Source organism: Streptomyces sp. NPDC048639 (genome assembly GCF_043199075.1).
Taxonomy (GTDB): domain Bacteria; phylum Actinomycetota; class Actinomycetes; order Streptomycetales; family Streptomycetaceae; genus Streptomyces.
In genome coordinates, this window is the sequence record NZ_JBICVP010000011.1 from 222,845 (window position 1) to 243,718 (window position 20,874).

The 20,874-nt window shown below is 73.4% G+C and carries 10 protein-coding genes; 6 read left to right on the top strand and 4 right to left on the bottom strand.

The genetic code is table 11. The features are described from left to right. Positions 1–429 precede the first annotated feature (429 nt). Positions 430–2,142, bottom strand: coding sequence for a serine/threonine-protein kinase (locus tag ACGFNH_RS28150; RefSeq protein WP_393658379.1), 1,713 nt, complete (start codon positions 2,140–2,142; stop codon positions 430–432). An 898-nt stretch (positions 2,143–3,040) separates the two neighbouring features. Between ACGFNH_RS28150 and ACGFNH_RS28155 the strand changes: the two genes are divergently transcribed. The 4 genes from ACGFNH_RS28155 (at position 3,041) to ACGFNH_RS28170 (ending at position 11,780) form a co-directional block, all read left to right on the top strand. Continuing rightward, positions 3,041–6,928: an FtsK/SpoIIIE domain-containing protein gene (locus ACGFNH_RS28155; RefSeq protein ID WP_393658465.1), complete on the top strand. Its 3,888-nt coding sequence runs from the start codon at positions 3,041–3,043 to the stop codon at positions 6,926–6,928. 1,133 nt (positions 6,929–8,061) lie between these two features. After that, positions 8,062–9,465, top strand: a complete 1,404-nt coding sequence (locus ACGFNH_RS28160) for an ABC transporter substrate-binding protein (protein ID WP_393658381.1) — start codon at positions 8,062–8,064, stop codon at positions 9,463–9,465. Between the two features lie 15 nt (positions 9,466–9,480). Next, positions 9,481–10,848 (top strand): carbohydrate ABC transporter permease, encoded by a 1,368-nt coding sequence (locus ACGFNH_RS28165; protein ID WP_393658383.1) that lies wholly within the window; start codon positions 9,481–9,483, stop codon positions 10,846–10,848. After that, a complete protein-coding gene (locus ACGFNH_RS28170; RefSeq protein ID WP_393658385.1) occupies positions 10,845–11,780 on the top strand; it encodes a carbohydrate ABC transporter permease in 936 nt (311 codons plus the stop codon). The genes ACGFNH_RS28165 and ACGFNH_RS28170 overlap by 4 nt, the downstream gene beginning before the upstream one ends. 113 nt (positions 11,781–11,893) lie before the next feature. On the opposite strand, the gene ACGFNH_RS28175 is transcribed toward ACGFNH_RS28170, so the two are convergent. Further along, the gene (locus tag ACGFNH_RS28175) at positions 11,894–13,411 is read right to left on the bottom strand and encodes a glycosyltransferase family 39 protein (protein WP_393658387.1); all 1,518 of its coding nucleotides are present in this window, start codon (positions 13,409–13,411) and stop codon (positions 11,894–11,896) included. Between the two features lie 416 nt (positions 13,412–13,827). Between ACGFNH_RS28175 and ACGFNH_RS28180 the strand changes: the two genes are divergently transcribed. After that, positions 13,828–15,519 carry a glycosyltransferase family 2 protein gene (locus tag ACGFNH_RS28180; protein WP_393658389.1) on the top strand — a complete coding sequence of 564 codons (1,692 nt, stop codon included), beginning with the start codon at positions 13,828–13,830 and terminating at the stop codon, positions 15,517–15,519. Between the two features lie 61 nt (positions 15,520–15,580). Further along, positions 15,581–16,567, top strand: coding sequence for a UDP-glucose 4-epimerase GalE (galE, locus tag ACGFNH_RS28185; RefSeq protein ID WP_393658391.1), 987 nt, complete (start codon positions 15,581–15,583; stop codon positions 16,565–16,567). Positions 16,568–16,695: 128 nt separating this feature from the next. Here the strand turns inward: galE and ACGFNH_RS28190 are convergent, their stop codons facing one another. Next, complete coding sequence (locus ACGFNH_RS28190) at positions 16,696–17,841, bottom strand: glycosyltransferase (RefSeq protein ID WP_393658393.1); 1,146 nt, start codon at positions 17,839–17,841, stop codon at positions 16,696–16,698. Then, positions 17,838–20,762, bottom strand: a complete 2,925-nt coding sequence (locus ACGFNH_RS28195; RefSeq protein WP_393658395.1) for a CDP-glycerol glycerophosphotransferase family protein — start codon at positions 20,760–20,762, stop codon at positions 17,838–17,840. Before ACGFNH_RS28195 ends, ACGFNH_RS28190 begins: the two co-directional genes overlap by 4 nt. Positions 20,763–20,874: the final 112 nt, after the last annotated feature.

The window sequence follows — 20,874 nt, forward strand, 5'->3', positions numbered from 1 at the left end:
GCCCCGAGCGACGCCAACCGTCACTTCTGCGGGGGAAATCCCCCGTCAGAAGTCGACAAATCCCCAGACTGGCATGGGTTTTCGGGTTCTGCGGCCCCGGGGCGGGGAGTTGGGGACGGTGGCCCGACCTGCCCGGTGCTGGACGGGGCAGAGCAGGGCAGGGCGGGGCAGGGCAGAACGAGACGGGCAGGACGTACGGACTGCGGGTGCGGACGGCGCGGACGGCGGGCCACCGGACACGGGACGCCTCGGACGCGGATCGCCGCCTAGGACGCGCCTTGCCAGGGGGCCTGCACGCGGAACGGCCCGGGGCTGTACGCGCGACGGCCCGGGGGATTGCACGCGGGCGCGCGACAAGTCCTCCGGGCCGTACGGGTGTTGCTTCCGCGCTCCGGTGCGGGGCCGCCAACCGGCCAGGACGGGCCGCCTCTACTGACCGGTGCCCGAGCCGCCGGTGCCGCTGCTGCCCGAGTCGCCGATCTCGGAGACCCAGTCCTTGACGTTGACGAACCAGTCGGACATCTGGTCCCAGAAGCTCTTGCCGTCCGCGACCCAGCCCTGCAGCGGCGTCAGCTCCCAGATGAGCCAGGCGGCCACGATCAGTATCACGATCGAGAACAGGCAGCCCTTCAGGCAGCCCAGCCCCGGGATCCGCATCGGGTTGGCGCTGCGGCGCGGCTCCCGGCGTGGGGTCGGCTCCGGCTGGGGCGGCGGTGCGTAGCGCTGCGGCGGACGCTCGGCCTGACGGCGCCGGGGCCGCTGCGGGGGCGGCGGGGCCTGCGGCTCGGCGTACCCGCCGTAGCCGCCCTGGGCCCCGTACTGCTGCTGCCCGTACGGCTGTTGGGGCGGGGGTGCCTGGCGGTGGGGGCGGCGGCGCAGCGGGTCCTGGCTCGGGTCGAGGTACTGGACCTGGGTCTGGTCGTTGCGGTCGCGGGCCGCTCGGAGCTGGTTCTGCCAGGGGTGATTTGCGTCACCCGGCGGCGGGGAGCCCGGGACGGGCGGCATCGCGCGCGTGGCGTCGGCGTCGGGGCCGCCGCCGGCACCGCCGCCGTGCTGCATGACCTGGGTGGCATCGGCGTTCGGGCCGCCGGAACCCGGGGCGCCGGTCGGGGGCATCATGCTCGTCGCGGCGTTCGGGTCGTAGGAACCGGCGCCGGACGGGAGCACCTGGGTCGGGTCGCCGCTCCCCGCGGGGCCGCCGCCCATACCGGTGTCCGGGACGGGCGCGGGTGCCGGGTCGGGGGCGAGCAGCGCCGCGACGCCGAGCGCGGCCTCGGCCTGTGCGCCCGTGGCGTGGACGCCGACACCGGCCGCGACGACGCGGAGGGAGCGGGCGAGGTTCTCGGAGCTGGGGCGCTCGGCCGGGTTCTTGCGCAGACAGCGCTCCATGACCGTCCAGAGCGGCTCCGGGACGGTGGTGGGGCGGCGGGGCTCCTCGCTGAGGTGCCGGTGGAGCACCTCGAGTGCGGTGGCACCGGCGAACGGCGGACGGCCGGTGACCAGCTCGTACATCAGGATGCCTGCGCCGTAGACGTCGACGGCCGAGGTCTGCGGACGGCCCTCGGCGGACTCCGGCGCGACATACGCGGGCGTGCCGACGAACTCCTGCGTGCGCGTCAGCCCGGGGGAGTCCGCCAGCCGGGCGATGCCGAAGTCGGTGAGCATCGGGTGCAGCTCGTCGTTCGTGCCGGCGAGCAGGACGTTGGCGGGCTTCAGGTCGCGGTGCACCACGCCGTCGGCGTGGCTGGCGGCGAGGGCGTCCGCGATCTGGGCCGTGAGGAGCGCGGCGGCGACCGGCGTGAACGGCCCGTTGTCGCGCAGATGGCGGTGCAGATCCGGGCCCTCGATCAGGTCCATGACCAAGGCCAGGAGGTCGCCCTCGACGACCAGGTCGCGGGTCCGCACGATGTTCGGGTGGGTGAGCCGCAGGAGTACGGACCGCTCGCGCAGGAAGCGCATCACGACGTCCGGATCGCTCGCCAGCTCCTCCTTGAGGACCTTGATCGCGACGGTCTCGCCCGGCTGGCCCTGAACGGCCGCCTCGGCGCCCGCGGCCTCGCGCTGGCGAGCCCGCCACACGGTGCCTGTGGCTCCTCGTCCGAGCGGCTCCTCGAGGAGGTACTTGCTGCCTACCGGCCGCACGTCATGCGCTCCCTGATCGTGGTCCTGGTGTGCCTGGGCCGCCGGAAGGACGCGGACCCGTCCGACCCACTGTAGTGCGGACGCTCGGCGACCACCGGGTCGACGGCTGACGAGGAGCGCCCCGCGGCTCGTGGGGAAGACGCGCGCCGGGGGCGGATGGTTGCCGTGGCACGGGCGCGGAGAGTGAACCGCGGCGGTGGGGCGGCGGGGGTGTGACGGCACGGCCGTTCGGGGCAGCGCAGCGGGATCGCAGCGTTCACGCGGTATGGCCAGGGTCACATCCGAGGAGCTACCGGCCCTCTGACGGGGCGGCGGGTCTCACAGCGGGCACCCTTGTCCCCGGGGTGTCCGCTGTGGTGCGCGCTGCCTTTCATCGTGTGCGCCGCCCCTCCGTCATGATCGTGTGCGCCGCCCCTCCGTCATGTCCGTCGTATGCGCTGCCCTCCGCCATGCGGTGACGCCCTTTCCGACGTCGTGAGGTGACGCCTTTTCCGACGTCGTGAGGTGACGCCTTTTCCGATGCGGCTTCCGACACGGAGGAGGGCGAGGGCGGTGCGACAGGGCTTCCTCTCAGGGCGGGCTCGCGGGCTCCGTCGCGCGACTTACTCGATCGAGGGATACGGACCTGCCGGAACTGCGGACCTGTCGGAACACGGTCGTCCACAGCAAGTTTCCCGTCTTTATTCATGCCGTTACCGGTCCAATCAAGATCAATGGGCTGTGGTTTCCCGGCGAAGTGTCAGCCGCAGGTGCGAGGATGCTTGCCAGCACGGAAGCGGCCGGGGCGGGGACTCCCCGCGCGACGTGCTGACCTGTACGTGCCGAAGTGCCCGTACACGGCGGGGGATTGACGGCATCTCTCACCGCGTAGCCGGGGCAGAAGGGACCGTTGACGGCGATGCAGATCCGGCTGACCGTCCTCGGGCCGCGCGGCGGGCACGCCGCGCGCGCCTGCGACGTACTGGTCACGGCCCCGGTCGGGACCGCGCTCGCCGCGGTCGCGAGCGGGCTGGCCGCTGCCGTCGCCGCGGCGTCGGGAGCGTCCGCGGGCGCGGGGTCCGCCTCGGCGGGACCCTCCTCCTCCGGGCCGGGCGCCGCATCCGGTTCCCCGGGAGGGGACCCGGGCTCGGGCGGGTCCGGCGGTTCCACGGGACCCGTGGTGCTCTACGCGGGCGGCGAGCGGCTCGACCCGCAGCGATGCGCGCTGGGCGAACCACCGCTGACCGACGGGGCCGTGCTGTCCCTCAACTCCCCGGCCGATCCCGGCCGTCACCCCGGCGTACCTCAGGAAGCGCCGTCCGACGCATCGGCCCAACTGCACGTCGTCTCGGGCCCGGACGCGGGCGGGGTCCATCTGCTGCACAGCGGCCGTATCCGGATCGGACGCTCCGCCGAGGCCGACGTCCCCCTCGACGACCCGGACGTCTCGCGCCTGCACTGCGCGGTGACGGTCGCCGACGACGGCCAGGTGACGATCGCCGACCTCGGCTCCACGAACGGCACGTCCCTCGACGGCGCCCCGCTCGGTACGGGGCCTCTTCCCTTTCATCCGGGCTCACTGCTCCGGCTGGGCGAATCGGCGCTGCGGTTGGTGGGCGCGGAAGAGCCCCTGCCCGGGGCTGCCCCGTCCGGGGCCGCAGCGGGTGCCGGTGCGCGGTCCGGCGGGAGTCGGACTCCGCTGCACGACGTGCTGCCGACCGCCCCGGACGGCGAGGGCCATCTGCGCGTGGCCCTTCCGGCCCGGCCTGCCACGAGGAACACCGGGGCTGCGGCGGGCACTCCCGCCTCCGCGGACCCGGCGGCCTCCACAGGCCCCATGGCTCCCATGGCCCCCGTGGGCTCCCCGGCTTCCACCGGCCCGGCGGGCGCCGCCGCGGGCGGGCTCGGCGCGATCGTCGCGGGTGACGATCCCCCTGTCGGCCCCGGCCCGTACGACGCCGGGCCCGCCGCCAACGGCTGGGGCCCCGGGGCACCGGCCGGTCCGGCCGGTGCCCCGGGCACCGGGCACGGCGGGTCCGGCGCGCCCCGCCGGCCGTCGTGGGCCACGGGCCCGTACGACGACGAGGACTGCTCCGTCCCGTCCCCCGCCCCCGCGCGGCAGCCCGATGACGAGTACGACGGCCGGCCCCGTACGCCGGGATCCGTACCGCCGCCGCGCACCGCCGGTGTCTGCGACGCGAACCCAGACGACCGGTCCGCGTTCCGGCTGCCGCATCAAGCCCCGGCTCCTGAAGGGCAGTTCCCCGGGCCGTTCCCCGGGGCGGGCTCGGGGGCCGTGACACACGGCGCCGGTCACCGCACCCGGCATCCCTCCTCGCCGGCGCCTGTGAGTGAGGTCCGGGAAACCGGAGGCGTTCCGGGCGCGCAGGAGCCCGGCGACCCCGAGGACGACATGCCCCGCCGTCCCACACGGTGGGGACGCGGCATAGGCGCATGGGCGCGACGGTTCGCCGCGGGACGGGACGCCGAGGCTCCGGACGGCCCCGCGGCGGGTCACCGCTCTGCCGCGCCGCAGCCTTCCCCCGATGCCGCGCGCGCTGCCGCCACAGCCTTCGAACGATGGCCGGATCCGGCCGACATACTGCTGACCGCGCTCGGTCCGGGCCCCCGCCTGTGGGAGCGCGGCCCCGGCCACCCGGACGGCCTGGTCGTCCGGCTCGGCACGACGGACCGGTCCGACGCCCCCGCCACCCCCGTCACCGTCGCCCTGCGCGAGGCGGGTTCGCTGGGGCTCGCCGGTCCGCGACCGCGACTGGCCGGTCTCACGCGCGCGATCGTGGCTCAACTCGCCGCGCTGCACGCGCCCCCCGGCTCCGGGGGCGGAGCGGACGGTCTCGAGATCGTGCTGATCAGTACGGACCGGTCGCGCAGCGCCGCCGACCGGCTCGCCGAGTGGTCCTGGCTCGGCTGGCTCCCGCACGCGCGCCCGGCCCATGGCCAGGACTGCCGCCTGCTGCTCGCCCACGACCGGGATCAGGCCACCGCCCGTACCGACGAACTCGTGCGCCGGCTGGACGACGGTCCGCTCGGGCCGGGCTGGGTCACCGCGGACCGGGCGGCCGTGGCCGCCGCCGCTCAGCGGTACGACGGTCCGCACACCCTGGTGATCGTCGACGGCGACCCGGGTTCCTCGGCGCTGCGCGGAACGGCGGCGCGGCTCGCTGCGGGCGGGGCGGCAGCCGGTGTCCACCTCCTGTGTCTGGCCGAGGCCCCCGCGGCAACTCCCGCGTCCCCGCTCGCCGCGACCTTCGGCGCCGCGTGCACGGCGTCCCCGCCGTTCTCCGAGTGCGGCGCCGCGGGACTGCTCAGCGGTGATGTGGCGACCGCGCTCCGGGTGGTGCCGCTGTCCCCGTCGGGCCCGGTGGGCATGGGCGTGGTGGCGAATGTTGACGCCGTGTCGGCCGCCTGGGCGGAGCGCTTCGCGCGGGCCCTGGCCCCGCTGCGCGCCGCGGGCGTCCCCGGCGCGGGGTCGGCGGCCGGTTCCCGCCGGATCGCCACGCCCCTGCCCCGTACGGCCCGGCTGCTGGACGAGTTGGGCCTCGCCCGCGCCACGCCCGCTTCTCTGACGGCCCGTTGGGCCGCGGCGGCGGACTCGGACGGATCGGCGGGCGGGGCGGCGAGCGCCGTGCTGGGCGCCGGGCAGCACGGACCCCTCTCCGTGGACCTCACGCTCGAGGGGCCGCATCTGCTGCTCGAAGGCGGTCGCGGGACGGGAAAGACCGAGCTGCTGCGGTCGCTCGCCGCGTCCCTGGCCGCGGCCGACCGCCCGGACCGGTTGTCCCTGGCGCTCGTCGACGGCGGTGGCACCGAGCGCGGCGAAGGGCTGCGCATCTGTACGGACCTGCCCCATGTCTCGACGTATCTGGCCGCCGCGGACCCGGTCCGCATGCGGGAGTTCGCCCAGGCCCTCAGCACGGAGCTGAAGCGGCGGGCCGAGCTGCTCGGCGAGCTGGACTTCACCGAGTGGCACAGGCGGCGGGCTGTCGCGGGGCGGCTGGTCGCCCCCCGGCGCTCTGCCGAGCGCTCCACCGGCCCGTACGGCGAGCAGGGTCCGCAGGGCGAGCGCGGCACATCCGGCGAGCAGAGTCCGTACGGCGAGCGGGGCCCCCACAGCGACAGCTCCTGCGCCGAGCGGGGCGACCAGCAGGCGGCGGAGCGGCGCGGGGACCTCGGCGACGTGGAGTCGACGCGCAGCGGAACGCTGAAACTGCGCGCCGCCGGGCCGACGCCCGAGGACACACGAGCGCAGGAGGACCGGCTGCCACGACTGGTCGTCCTCGTCGACGACTTCGACGAGTTGGTGGACCCCGCCCTGGGAAGCCGGGGCCGCCCCTCGGCGGGTTCTGTCGTACGGGCCCTGGAGTCGGTGGCACGAGACGGCGCACGGCTCGGGGTGCATCTGATCGCGGCGGTCGGCCGGCCGGACCGTACGGCGGAGACGGCCGCCGCCGCACGGGCGGGCCTGCGGGTCACCCTGGACCTGCTGCCCGCGCGGGCCGAGGGCCCGGACGCCGGAGAGGCGTCGGCGGGCCGCGGGCGGCTGGTGCGCAGCGACGGTTCGCAGGCCGCCTTCCAGGCGGGGCGGGTGACGGGCCGTATCCCGCGGACCGCCACCCAGCGGCCGACGGTGGTGGCGCTGGACTGGGAGCGGATGGGCGACCCGCCCGCGCGCCGTCCTCTGCGTGAGCTCGGCAACGGACCGACGGACCTCGCCCTTCTGGCCAGCGCCCTCCAGCGCGCCGCGGAGCAGTCCGCGCCGCCGTCCACGCCGCTCCGGCTGCTGTGACCTTCTGCGGCTGACCGCCGGTCTCCCTGTCGGCCCCGGCCCCTCTCCGGATCCTGTGCGGACGGCGGCGAACTGCCAGGAGTCGTAAGTGCGTTGGGCGTGGCCGCCGCGGGCCGTGCGGCGGTCACGCCAGGGCGGCCCGCGGGCGAGCCGGGTCCGAAGCCGGGGAACAGCACGGGAAGGTCAGGGCCCACTCCTCGTGGACGCGGGACCCGCGCGCGTGGTCGAGTTCGTGCGCGGCGGTCGACTCGGCGCAGATCCGGCAGAGTTGCGGGCGCGGGGGCGTGCACACTGCCGGCGAATCGTTCGTGAAATGCCGCGTCAATCGTGGTCAGGCTCCCCGATCGCGGACCAGCCCCGTACCGGCCGGTGGGTGGCCTTCGGTCGCAGGAGCCGCGGATCGCGGATCGCGGATCGCGGATCGCGGATCGCGGATCGCGGATCGCGGATCGCGGATCGCGGATCGCGGATCGCGGATCGCGGATGGACGGTGGCCTCCCTCTCGTACGCCGATCTCGGCGGCGAGGTCCGACCGTCGGTCGATCAGCGGTCGGAGCGGAGGAGCGGTCCGTGCCGGAGAGCGCGTGGCGCAGCCGGGCCAGTTGGAGTTCCGGGCGGGCAGGCCACAGGACGGGCCGTGCACGAGGACGAGCCGTGCACGAGGACGAGCCGTGCACGAGGACGAGCCGTGTACGAGGGGCGACCGCCCCGGTCGTCCTCCGCGGCGGGAACAGGCATGGGCGCGGGCGGAGCCGGATCAGGCACGGACGGGTGGCGGCGCCCAAGGCCACCCGCACCCGTACGCCACCGGGTTCGGCCGGTGCACACGTACCTCGCGTGGTGCGGTCGTGCCCCCCACGCCCCGTCCCGCGTCACCCGGCAGGCCCGCGCCGCCCCTCTCCGCGCAGGTGGCGCGGCATCCGCACCGGTGGCCGGCATCGCGTCGAGAGGCGGGGGCGCACAGGCGGCGGTGGCCAGGATCACAGCACGGTCACATCCGGCATTCGCGTCGAAGGCGGTATTGCGGGTGGCGACGATCCGGGCGTAGGACTGTCCGCACCGGACGTACGGAGCACCTGTGCGCGGCCGTCGAGCCGGGTCCGCGACATGGCGCAGCGGGGAGGACCCTTCAGATGCGTACAGCCACCAGACACACCGCCCGATCACCGCGCTCCGGCAGACGGAGCCGGGCGACGCGCGCCTCGCTGGCGGTTCTCGCCGCGGGCGCCCTCGCGTTCACCGCCGCGGGCTGCGGCGGCAGCGAGGACGGGAAGAGCTCTTCCGGCAGCGGCGGGAAGGACGGCGCGCCGTCGGTGAAGCTGCCCAAGCTGGACGGTCAGAAGCTCCAGGTCGCCGCCGTGTGGACGGGCGCCGAGCAGAAGAACTTCAACGCCGTCCTGGACGGGTTCGAGAAGCAGACCGGCGCCGAGGTCTCCTTCGTGCCGACCGGCGACAACATCTCCACCTTCCTCGGTACGAAGATCGAGGGCGGTGAGCCGCCGGACGTGGCGGTCCTCCCCCAGGTCGGCGTGCTCCAGCAGTTCGCCGACAAGGGCTGGATCAAGCCCGTCGGCAGCACCGTCGAGGACGAGCTCGGCAAGAACTTCTCGCAGGGCTGGCGGGACCTCGGCGCCCACAAGGGCAAGCAGTACGGGGTCTACTTCAAGGCCGCCAACAAGTCCCTGGTCTGGTACAACACGGCGGCCTTCGAGGCGGCGGGCACCTCCGAGCCGAAGACCTGGGAGGAGTTCCTCGACACCGCCGAGACGATCTCGGCCTCCGGTGTCTCGCCGGTCGCCATCGGCGGCGCCGACGGCTGGACCCTCACCGACTGGTTCGAGAACGTCTATCTCTCCCAGGCGGGCCCGGAGAAGTACGACCAGCTCGCCCAGCACAAGATCAAGTGGACGGACCCGTCCGTGAAGAAGGCGCTGGAGACGCTCGGTGAGCTCTTCGGCGAGAAGACGCTGATCGCGGGCGGGCAGAAGGGCGCGTTGCAGGCGGAGTTCCCGAAGTCGGTCACGCAGGCCTTCGCGGGCGGCGACTCCCCGGACGCGGCGATGGTGTTCGAGGGCGACTTCGTCTCGATCAACATCGCCACCGACACCAAGGCGAAGATCGGCACGGACGCCAAGGTCTTCCCGTTCCCGGCCGTGGGCGAGGAGTCCCCGGTGGTCAGCGGTGGTGACGCGGCGGTCGCGATGAAGGACGGCAAGGCCGCTCAGGCTCTGCTCACCTACCTGGCCTCCGCGGACGCGGCCGAGATCTGGGCCAAGGCGGGCGGCTTCATCACGCCGAACAAGAACCTCGACCTCGCGGCCTACCCGAACGATGTCCAGCGCGACATCGCCAAGGGCCTGATCGCGGCGGGCGACGACTTCCGCTTCGACATGTCGGACCAGGCCCCCGCGTCCTTCGGCGGTACGAAGGGCGAGGGCGAGTGGAAGGTGCTGCAGGACTTCCTCAAGGACCCGGAGGACGTGGCCGGAGCCCAGCGGAAGCTGGAGGCCGAGGCCGCCAAGGCGTACAAGAACTGACGGGTCGTCACCGAGATGGCGACAGCGACCGCGGGGGGCGCGGCCGTGCCCGGTACGCCACCCCCCGCCGTACCCCCGAAGAACAGGGGTCGGGGCGCGCTGGGCACCCGCCCGTGGGTGGCCGTCTGCTTCCTGCTGCCCGCCCTGGCCCTGCTCGGCGCGCTCGTGGTCTACCCGATCGGGTACACGGCCTACCGCAGTCTCTTCGACGCGTCCGGCACCTCGTTCGTCGGGCTGGACAACTTCGTCGAGATCTTCTCCGACGAGGGCACCTTCACCGCCATCAAGAACAACCTGATCTGGGTGACGGTGGGGCCCACGGTCGCCACCGCACTCGGGCTGATCTACGCGGTGCTGACCGAACGCGTCCGCTGGAGCACCGCGTTCAAGCTGATCGTCTTCATGCCGATGGCGATCTCGATGCTCGCGGCGGGCATCATCTTCCGCCTGGTCTACGAGCAGGAACCGGACCGCGGTGTGGCCAACGCCGTGTGGGTGGGGGTGCACGACAGCTTCGCCGAGGCGTCGGCCTATCCGGGCGCGCATCCCCTGCCCGTCTCGGGTCTCGCGGAGTCGGGTGGCGGCTCCTACACCACCAAGTCGTCCGTACGGGCCGGGGACGCGGCCGATCTGCCGCTCGTCGGCGTCAAGGCCGGATCGATGCCCGGGGACGCGCCGGACGCGAAGACCGCGCCCACCGCCGACGGAAAGATCACCGGCACGGTCTGGCTGGACTTCGTCAAGGGCGGGGGCGGCAGGCCGAACGTCATCGATCCCGGCGAGAAGGCGCTGTCCGGGATCACGATCGAGGCGGTCAAGGACGGCAAGGTCGTCGCCACGGCGAAGGCGGGCGCCGACGGCACGTACGCCCTGCCCGCCGACAAGGCCGCCGGGGCACAACTCCGGCTCCCCGCCTCGAACTTCGCCGAGCAGTACAACGGCGTGGACTGGCTGGGCCCGTCCCTGGTCACCCCCGCCATCATCGGCTCGTACGTGTGGATGTGGGCGGGCTTCGCCATGGTGCTCATCGCCGCGGGGCTGGCGGGCGTCCCGCGCGAACTGCTCGAGGCGGCGCGGTGCGACGGCGCGAGCGAGTGGCAGGTCTTCCGCCGGGTGACGGTGCCCCTGCTCGCGCCGGTGCTGGTCGTCGTCCTGGTCACGCTGATGATCAACGTGCTGAAGATCTTCGACCTGGTCTACATCATCGCGCCGGGGTCGACACAGCAGTACGCCAATGTGCTGGCGCTGGAGCTGGTCCTCACCTCCTTCGGCGCGGACGCCGACCAGGGTGTCGGCAGCGCCATCGCCCTGCTGCTGCTCCTGTTCGTCGCCCCCGTCATGATCGTCAACGTCCGCCGCATACGCAGGGAGGGCCGGCGATGACCGCACCGACGTCGACCGACGCGCTGCCCGCACCCCCGACCGGTGCCGCCGAGGCGCACACCGAGAAGGTCAAGGGCGCCCGGCCGTCCCTCGCCTCCCGCCTCGCGGCGCGGGCGAGCGGCGGTGCGGTGCAGGTCTTCCTGATCCTGGTCGCCCTGTTCTGGCTCATGCCGACCGTGGGGCTGCTGATCTCCTCGCTCCGGGACCCGACCGACATCGCCACCTCGGGCTGGTGGGAGGTCTTCACCGCGCCGGCCCAGCTCACCACGAGCAACTACGCAGGGCTGCTCGACAACGACGTGATCGCGGGCTCCCTGCCGACGACCGTGCTCATCACCGTCCCCTCCACCGTGCTGGTCGTGGTCATCGGCTCACTCGCCGGATACGCCTTCGCCTGGCTGGACTTCCCCGGCCGCGACTGGTGGTTCCTGCTGGTGGTCGGGCTGCTGGTGGTGCCGGTGCAGGTGGCGTTGATCCCGGTGGCCAAACTCTTCGGCGTCCTGGGGATCTTCGAGACGACCGCGGGGGTGGTCGTCTTCCACACCGCCTTCGGGCTCCCGTTCGCGATCTTCCTGTTGCGCAACTTCTTCGCCGAGATCCCGCGGGAGCTGCTGGAGGCGGCGCGGCTGGACGGGGCGGGCGAGGTAGGGCTGTTCACTCGGGTCGTGATGCCGCTGGGCGGGCCCGCGATCGCCTCGCTGGGCATTTTCCAGTTCCTGTGGGTCTGGAACGACATGCTGGTGGCGCTGATCTTCGCGGACGCCGGATCACCGCCGATCACGGTGGCGCTGCAGCAGCAGGTACGGCAGTTCGGCAACAACATCGACATCCTCGCGCCCGGAGCGTTCGTGTCGATGGTGATCCCGCTCGCCGTGTTCTTCGCCTTCCAGCGGCAGTTCGTCACGGGTGTGATGGCGGGCGCGGTGAAGTAGCGCGTGGGCGCGCGTACCCACAAGGGGCACGCATGCGCGAGGGGCGGGCGCGCCCGGAATGGCTCGCCCGCCCCTCGACATCCGCCCGTACGCGGCCGGTTGCGTCCGTACGGTCAGTTGCGCACGTACAGATGCACGCTGCCGCCGTGCAGCCGCTCCACCCCCTCCCGGTGGAACCGGTCCGACAGCACCTCCTGCTTGACCCGCTCCCCCTCGCTCCGGAACACCCGCCGCTGATCGGAGTCCTCCCGGTCCAGCAGCCACACCCGCTGGGCCTTCGACAGCGCCTCCTTCAGCCGCCGCGGCGGCAGTTCGGTGCCGTAGAGCGTGCCGGAGGGGCCGGCCGGCTTGTCCAGCGCCACATCGTGCAGGCCCGCGAACATCTCCGGGTAGGTGACGGCGACCTTCCGCCGCGGGCTCGCCAGGAAGAGCACCGCGTCCCCCGGCTTCGCCTCCTGGCGGATCATCTGCGCCATCGGCAGCAGATCGTCCAGCCGGCTCTCCCCGGACCGTACGTGGTGGTGGGCGCCGAGCTGCCCGCCCAGCACCAGGGACACCATCATCGCCGCGGTCGCCGACATCGCCAGCGGCATGGCCCCGCGGAAGAGTACGAGTCCGGTGAGCCGGTCGAGCCCGGAGGCGGCGAGCAGACAGAGCCCCGGCAGCGCGTACAGCACGTATCGCTGGTCGTAGACCGGGTCGATCTGCGAGACGGCGATGAGCAGCGCGGGCGGGACCACCAGAAGCGGCAGCGCGACCGTGACGACCGAGACCGGGGGCCGGTCGAGGCGGGGTCGGCGCGGGGCGACGAGCGAGGCGGCCGCGAGCAGCAGGAGCAGGCAGGCGACCCAGCCGGACGGCCCGGCGAAGGACCGTACGAGCCGGGTCACGGCCTCCCAGCCGGGCTCCGGGATCCAGGTGAGGGCGTCCTCCTGCTGTCCGCTCGCCATCCACGCGACGGGTGCCACGGCCACGACGGCGGCGGCCGCCGACACGCTCCAGAGCCGCCACTGCCGCGCGCTGCTGCGGGACAGGAGCAGGGTGACGGCGTGCGCGGCCGGCAGCAGCAGGGCGAAGGCGTGCAGCAGCACGGTGAGCGCGGTGGCCAGGGCGTACCAGCGCCACCAGCGCGCCTCACCGGTCTCGCACGCGCGGACCAGGAAGTACGTGGCGGCCGTCGCGCCCGCCACCACGAGCGCGTGGCTGCGGCCCTCCTGCGCGTACAGGCTCACCAACGGCAGGACCGCGAAGATCATGCCCGCCACCAGTCCCACCCGGGCCCCGGCCAGCCGTGTGCCGATCGCCGAGACGAGGGCCGCGGCGAGGACCATGCCCGCGACGGAGGGGAGGCGCAGCATGAACGCGTCCGGGCGCAGCGCCAGCAGACCGTGCATCAGGAGGTAGTAGAGGCCGTGGATCGCGTCGATGCTGCCGAGCAACTGCCAGAGTTCGGAGGGGGTTCGGCGCGCGGCGCTCCAGGTGGCGGCCTCGTCGCTCCACATCCCGCGGCGGCCCAGATCCCACAGCCCCAGAAGCGCCATGGTGGCGGCGGGCAACAGCAGGGTCGCCACCGGGGTGCGGCGCACCAGGGGGACGGGCCGAAGCGGGATCTTCACCTCGGTTGTGACCATCGGCGTGCTCCTGTCGTTGGCGTCGGCTGTCCGCTTCTTGGTTCGGCATCAGCCAGGTGTGGCTTGAACTGGTGTCCCACCCGCGTGGGACGCCCGGAGCCGGCGGGAGAGGAGGAACGGGTGGAGGGGAGGGAAGTGGCCCCCGGCCGCTGTGCTCGGGGCAGGCGGACCGCGCACAGGCGGTGGGGCCGGGTGGAACGCGCGCGGGTCGGGGCTCGCGGACCTCGCGCGCGGTGGGGCGGGCGGGGAGGGCTGGCGACTCCCCGGCGGGTGTCCGGGCACCGACGGCGGGCATTCAGGGTGCCGCCGCAGGAGGTTCGCGGCGGGTACGCGTGGGCTTTTATGCGGCTCAGACGGAAAGCCCGGTATTGATGAGTTATGAACGGTTCGCGGGGAGAAATAGACTGATGTCACCTATGGCACCCAGGACTCCTCCCCCGTCGCCCGCGGCGCAGGTCAGCGTGATCGTGATCGGCTACAACGACGCCGCGCACCTCGCGGGCGCCGTGCACTCCGCCCTGCGCCAGGGCACGGCGGTCGCCGAAGTCATCGCCGTGGACGACGCCTCCACCGATGCCACGCCCGAGGTGCTGCGCGGCCTGGCCGCCCGCTACGCCCGGCTCCGCGTGGTGCGCCGCGAGACCAACAGCGGCGGCTGCGGCACCCCGCGCAACGACGGGCTGCGCCTCGCGACCGCGCCGTACGTGATGTTCCTGGACAGCGACGACGTCCTCGAGGCGGGCGCCGTCGAGGCCCTGTACCGCGCGGCCGTACGCCATGACGCGCAGGTCGTCGCGGGCCGGTGCGTGCGGCGCGAACTGCCCGGCGGGCGCGATGTGCCGTGGCAGCGGGCGCTGTTCACGGTGGAGGCCGCACACGGTTCCCCGGCGGAACTGCCCCGCCTCGTCCACGACACCGTGTGCGTCAACAAGCTCTACTCCCGGACCTTTCTGGAGGAGCACGGCATCGCCTTTCCCGACGGGGCCTTCCGCTACGAGGACTTCGTCTTCACCGCCCGCGTGCTCGCCGCCTCCCCCCGTATCGCCGTCGTTCCCGACACCGTCTACATCTGGCACGTCCGCCGCTCGGACCGGCCGTCGATCTCCCTCGCCCGCGGCGACATCGGGAACTGGCGCAGCCGTCTGGAGGCGCAGCGCCGCACCGTCGAGATCTTCGAGGAGGCCGGGCAGAAGGAGCTGACGCACGCCGCCCAGGTGAAGTTCCTCGACGACGATCTGCGCATATACGCCCGTGAACTGGCCACCCGCGACCCGGACTACCGCGCCGCGTGGTGGCGGCTGACCCGGGAGCATCTGGCGGATGCCGACGAGGCGGTGCTGCGGGCCGCCCGCGCCCCCGCCCGCTGGATCGCCCGCGTCGTCGCGGCCGCGGACGGCCCCCGCGACCTGGAGCGGATCGCCGGGCTGGCGAACCGGCCGGCCCGGCTGCTGCCGCCGTACGTGCGCGCCGGCGGGCGCCCGGTCTGGGACGCCGGCCTGCCCGGTGTGGTCCTCGACGGCCTCGACACCAAGCCCATGCACCGCCTGCCGGTCACGGTGGACGCCGAGCCCCGCCTCGAACGCGACCCCCGGCCGGGCCGGCCGGCCCGGCTGCGCCTGACCGTGCGCGTGCACGAGCTGTACGGGCGCCTGGCGGCCGCAGGTCCGTCGGCCGTGGACGTGGAGCTGCGCCACCGCGACGACGGCCGCCTCGGCGTGGCGCGCGACGCGGCCCTCAACGCGGAGGACGGCGTGTGGACGGCCGACATCCTGCTGGACCCGGGGGCCGTGGCGGCGTCCGGCCGGCGCCGGGAGGGCCGCCCGGAGCCGGACGTCTGGGACGTACGGGTCCGGCTGCGCTGCGCCGACGGCTCCTCGCTCTACACCGCGGCGCGCGCCACCGGCCCCGGTCTGCGGCGCGCGGCCGTACCGAGCGGCCGGCGCGGCCTGGTGCTGGTCCAGCCGTACGCCACCTCGGGCGGATCACTTGCGGTGCGGATCGCCGCGGGGCCGGGCGCGGCGACCGCCCTCGTGCGACGTAGGCTGCGACGGCTGGCGGTGCGCGGCCGGCGGCGGCTGGGCGTCCGCCGGGCGCACGGCGGCCGGTGACCGGGCGCCGGCCCGGCCCGGGTCCGGTGAGACGGCTCGATGCGGAGAACTGGGGAGAGGCATGTCCTTCTTGATCACAGGCGGCGCCGGTTACATCGGAGCCCATGTCGTACGCGCCATGACACAGGCGGGCGAGCGGGCCGTCGTGGTCGACAACCTCTCGTCGGGCGACGCGGCACGGCTGCCCGAGGGCGTGCCGCTGGTCGTCGGCTCGGTCCTGGACCGCGAGCTGCTGGACCGTACGATCGCCGAGCACGGGGTGACGTGCGTGGTGCACCTGGCCGCGAAGAAGCAGGTGGGCGAGTCGGTCGAGCAGCCGCTGCGCTACTACCGCGAGAACATCCACGGCCTGGAGACGCTGCTCGCGTCCGTAGTGGCGCAGGGCGTGCCCCGCTTCGTCTTCTCCTCCTCGGCAGCGGTCTACGGCATGCCGGATGTGGACCTGGTCACCGAGGAGACCCCGTGCCTGCCGATCAACCCGTACGGGGAGACCAAGCTGGCCGGGGAGTGGCTGGTCCGGGCCACCGGCCGGGCCCATGGCATCACCACCGCGTGCCTGCGCTACTTCAACGTCGCGGGCGCGGCCGCCCCGGAGCTGGCCGACACCGGGGTGTTCAACATCGTCCCGATGGTATTCGAGCGGCTGACGGCCGGTGAGCCGCCGCTGATCTTCGGCGGCGACTACGCGACCCCCGACGGCACCTGCATCCGCGACTACATCCACGTCGAGGACCTGGCCGACGCCCACCTGAGCGCGGCCCGGAGGCTCGCCGAGCCGGGCCGGACGGGCGACCTGACCGTCAACATCGGCCGCGGGGAAGGCGTTTCGGTGCGCGAGATGACCGATCTCATCGCGGAGGTCACCGGCTACCGCGAGCCGGTGCCCGAGGTCGTCGGGCGCCGGGCGGGCGACCCGGCGCGGGTGGTTGCCTCCGCGGCCCGGATCGCCTCCGAGCTGGGCTGGAAGGCGCACCACGACGTCCGTTCCATGATCGCTTCGGCGTGGGAGGGCTGGTGCCTCAACCACCCGGAGGCCCGCCGGGCCTGATCCCGTACGGGCGCCCCGGCCGGACGCACGACCGGCCGGGCCGTCACCCGCCGGGCACCGTCACCGCGGGAGCCATCACCGCCGGGCCCGTCACCCGACCCGGCGGTCCGCCGGGTCGGCCCGCCAAGTCAGCGCTCCAGGAAGGCGAAGAGCTCCTCCCAGCGCCGGACGATCTCCGCGGGCACATAGCGCCGGACGTTCACCCGCGCCGCCTCCCCCATCCGGTCGCGCAGCGGCTGGTCGGCCATCAACAGGCCCAGGCGCCGGGCCAGTTCACTGGTGTTGCCGGGCGGCGCCAGCAGGCCGTCCTCGCCGTCCCGGATGATGTCGCGTACCCCGGGGGCGCAGTCGAACGCCACGCAGGGAACGGCCGTCGCCATCGCCTCCATCAACGCGAGCGGAAATCCCTCCCCGCGCGAGGACTGGACGAACAGCGAGCTGCGGCGCAGCGCGCCCGGTACGTCGTTGGTCCGCCCCATCCACGCCACCGAACCGTCCAGGCCCAGATCGGTGCACTGCCGGCGCAGCGCCTCCTCGTCCTCCCCCGCCCCGTAGATCCGCAGGGTCCAGCCGGGGTGGCGGGGGGCGGTCTCGGCCCAGGCGTCGAGCAGCATGTCGATGCCCTTCTGGTCCGTGAGCCGGCCCATGCTGGCGACGGTCTTCTCGGTGCGCGGCGAGGGCTCACCGGGCATGAAGGGCAACGGGTTCGGCATGTAGCCGGTGTTGTCCAGGCCCCGGCGGATCCACAGGTCGGCGTCCTCGCGGGTGAGGACGAGCATGCGGTCGGCCGCGGGGTAGTACTGCAGCACCCGCTGGTAGCGGGAGGTCCGGCGGGAGTACTCGTAGCTCTCGTGGCTCATGCCGATGACGGTGGCTCCCGCGGTGTCGGCGAGGACCACCCACTCCATGGCCCACACCTGGGTGACGATGACGACCGCGCCGGGCCGGGCCGCGCGGAACATCGCGCTCAGCTTCGCCGCCTGGCCGCGCATACCGGCCGCGCGGGCGCGGCGGCGGTACAGCGCCACAGGGTCGAGCATCCCCCACACCCCGCTCACCGGGCGCAGCTTCTGCGGCTTGACGTCGTAGAGCGTGGTCGTCGGGTAGGGGAGGCCGTCGCCGAGGTCCTGCGGGACGTCCGGGGCGGTGATGCCGACGACGTGCACGCGGTGGCCGCGCTCGGTGAACAGCCGGGCCATCTGGTGGGACCAGCTCGTCACGCCCCCCAGCTCGTCGACGCTGTTGGAGACGAAGAAGATGTCGCGGCCCCTCACGCGCCACCCCCGATGGTGAAGAAGGTCTGCACGACGCTGCGGGCAGCGTCGCCCCGGTCGTACTCGCCGAACTCCTCGGCGAAGCGGCGGCGGGCGTCGGCGTACTCGGTGTCCGCGCGCTTGAGTTCGGCGACCGCGGCGAAGAGCGCGTCCTCGCTCTCCACCACCGGTCCTGGCGCCTTCTCGCGGAGGTCGAAGTAGGTGCCGCGGGCCTCTCCCGCGTACTCCTCCCAGTCGTACGCGTAGAAGATCATCGGCCGGTCCAGGAGCGCGTAGTCGAACATCACCGAGGAGTAGTCCGTGATCAGGGCGTCGGTGAGGGCGAGCAGCGGGGTGACGTCGTGCCGGCCGCTGACGTCGAGGACGGTGCCGCGCACCGACGGCGGCAGCACCACGTGGTTGAGGTAGTGGGAGCGGATCAGCAGGACGAAGCGGTCGCCGAAGCGGTGCGCGAACTCCTCGACGTCAAAGGGGAGTTCGAAGCGGCGGACCCGGCCGGAAGCGGAACTGCGGAAGGTCGGCGCGTACAGCAGGACCTGCCGGTCGTCGGGGATACCGAGTTCGGCGGCCAGCGGCCCGCGCTCGCGCGTCCCGGTCCCCTCCGTCCGCCGCCGGACGGCGACGAGCGCGTCGTTGCGCGGGTAGCCGGTCCGCAGCAGCACGTCCTCCCGCAGCCGCAGGGCACGGGCCAGGGTGCGGACATCGTGCTCGGAGCGGACCAGGAAGTGGTCGAAGCGGTCCAGGACGCGCTGGTAGTCCTCCTGCTCCGTCCGGCTGAGCAGCTTCTTGCCCGGCTCGTCGAAGCCCATCCGCTTGAGCGCCGAGCCGTGCCAGGTCTGGATGTATGTGGTGCCGGGGCGCTTGGTGAGCTTCAGCGGGAAGCCCTGGTTGTCGATCCAGAACTCGGCCTGCGCGAGGGCCCGCAGATAGGGCCAGCTCCAGCGGCGTACGAGCACGGCGCTGTCGGGGAAGCCCTGCGGCTTGCGGCCCGCGTAGGACCAGACGGGTTCGAAGACGACGTCCTGCCGCCGCATCTCCTCGTAGATCGCTCGCGGGTTGTCGCTGAACTGCTTGCCGAGGTGGCTCTCGAAGACGACCAGGCCCTTGCGGATGGGGAGTCTGCACAGCACCGCGTGGTACGCGCGGATCTTCGTGTCGCCCGAGTCCAGCCTGCGCTTGGCCTGACGGGCTGTGCGGAAGCCGGACTTGGCGAGGTCACCGGCCCGGCTGTGCACGGCCGCGTCGACGGCCCGGCGTGTGCGCTCGGCCGCACGCCCCCGCGCGGCCAGGACGAAGGAGAGATGGCCGCGCCGGGAGATCCGCGGTTCGAGGCGGTCGGCGACCAGCCGGGTCAACCGCGGCCGTACGTGCAGGGGGCGGGCGCGTTCGAGAGCCAGGCCGTCCGCGCTGAGCCGGGTGCGCAGCCGCTCCCCGCCGACGTCCAGCAGCAGCCGTACGTCCCACACCGCGTCGATGACGCCCAGCGGTCGCAGCTGCCGCCCGAGGTCGGCCTCGGCGGTCCACTCCAGGTGCTCCCCCGCGTGCCGCAGCGCGAGCAGGGGGAAGCGGAAGGTCTGCAGGCTGCGGCGGCGGGCCCGGAACTCCAGCTGCCCGCGGACCGGTACGTCCGGGCGGATGCGGCCGAGCGGATTGACGACCGCGCCGGAGAGGCGGATGGTGCCGCGGCCGTCGTCCGCGTAGTCGGTGAGGCGGTTGCGCAGGAAGAAGGTGCCCAGCTCGGCGGTGTGGTAGCCGAGGTCGGTGACGTCCAGGACGCGGCGGCCCTCGGGGTCGTCGAGGTGCTCGGCGCACCAGTAGATGCGGCCGTCGCGCTCGGCGAGCGGTGAGGAGATCTTGTCGCGGTTGGTCAGGGTGTCGGCGGCCGGCAGGAGGTTGTCCCAGTCCTCGCGGGCCAGCAGATACGCGCAGATGGCCTGGATGGGCTGGGCCTCGGCGTACGCCTCGGGCCCGATGGACTCCAGATAGCCGCCCACCAGCTCGGCGAAGCGGCGCCGGTACTCCTCGTCCAGCAGGGGCAGGTCGCGCAGGTGGAGGACGAGGTCGTGCTTGAGGAACTTCACATCCTTGTGGAACTTCAGCTCGGGCAGCCGCCGCCGCTCCAGCAGTTCGTCGATACGGCGGTGGATCTCCATGCGCTGCGCGAAGTTGGCGATCTCGTGGCGGCGGTTGCTGATGGACCGCGCACCGTCGGAAGCGGTCGGCTCGGCGACGTTCCAGTAGTAGACGTGGTTGGGGATGAGGGCGATGCGGCCGGCGGCGAGGTAGGCGCTCGCGGAGAAGAGCAGGTCCTCGTAGTGGATGCCGACGGGGAAGATCAGGTTCTGCTGGAGCAGGAAGTCCCGGCGGTAGCACTTGTTGGTCGAGAGGGTGTCGTAGACGAACAGATCGGGGAGTTCGGCGACCGAGTCCAGCGTGCGGGTGGCGGAGTAGAGCCAGGGGTACCACTCGACCGTCTTGTGGTGGCGGCTGTCGACATGGACGCGGAGGCAGAGGCCGGAGACGAGGTCGGCGCCGGTCTCCTCGGCGGCCTCCAGCATGTTGCGGCAGGCGTTCCCCTCCAGCTCGTCGTCGCTGTCGAGAAACATCAGATAGCGGCCGCGGGCCTCCTGCATGCCCCGGTTGCGCGGCGCCCCGCAGCCGCCGCTGTTCCGCTCCAGCCGGAACGCCCGGACCCGGTCGGGATGGTCCGCGGCCAGCCCCCGCGCGACCTCGTACGTGCCGTCGGTGCTGCAGTCGTCCACGATCACGATCTCCGTGGAGCGCAGCGTCTGGGCGAGGGCGGAGCGCACGGCGGTGGGGAGCCGTGCGGCGTCGTTGTAGGCGATCACGATCACCGACACATCGGGTTCGGGCGCCGGGGTGTCCGTGCGTTGCGTACCTGTGGTGTCCGTGGCGCCCATCCGCCCCTCCGATCGGCCGAAACCAAAGCCGATCATAACGCGGCAAACTAGACATCTCGCTTGGTGGGAGGCCGTGCGGGGACGGCGATGAGGACCGGGCCCCGGGGGTGAC

Excerpts from the sequence above, each read along its gene's own strand:
- ACGFNH_RS28155 (WP_393658465.1), top strand. The coding sequence starts at position 3,041 with ATGCAGATCCGGCTGACCGTCCTCGGGCCGCGCGGCGGGCACGCCGCG.
- ACGFNH_RS28160 (WP_393658381.1), top strand. The coding sequence starts at position 8,062 with ATGCGTACAGCCACCAGACACACCGCCCGATCACCGCGCTCCGGCAGA.
- ACGFNH_RS28165 (WP_393658383.1), top strand. The coding sequence starts at position 9,481 with ATGGCGACAGCGACCGCGGGGGGCGCGGCCGTGCCCGGTACGCCACCC.
- ACGFNH_RS28170 (WP_393658385.1), top strand. The coding sequence starts at position 10,845 with ATGACCGCACCGACGTCGACCGACGCGCTGCCCGCACCCCCGACCGGT.
- ACGFNH_RS28175 (WP_393658387.1), bottom strand. The coding sequence starts at position 13,411 with ATGGTCACAACCGAGGTGAAGATCCCGCTTCGGCCCGTCCCCCTGGTG.
- ACGFNH_RS28180 (WP_393658389.1), top strand. The coding sequence starts at position 13,828 with ATGGCACCCAGGACTCCTCCCCCGTCGCCCGCGGCGCAGGTCAGCGTG.
- galE (WP_393658391.1), top strand. The coding sequence starts at position 15,581 with ATGTCCTTCTTGATCACAGGCGGCGCCGGTTACATCGGAGCCCATGTC.
- ACGFNH_RS28195 (WP_393658395.1), bottom strand. The coding sequence starts at position 20,762 with ATGGGCGCCACGGACACCACAGGTACGCAACGCACGGACACCCCGGCG.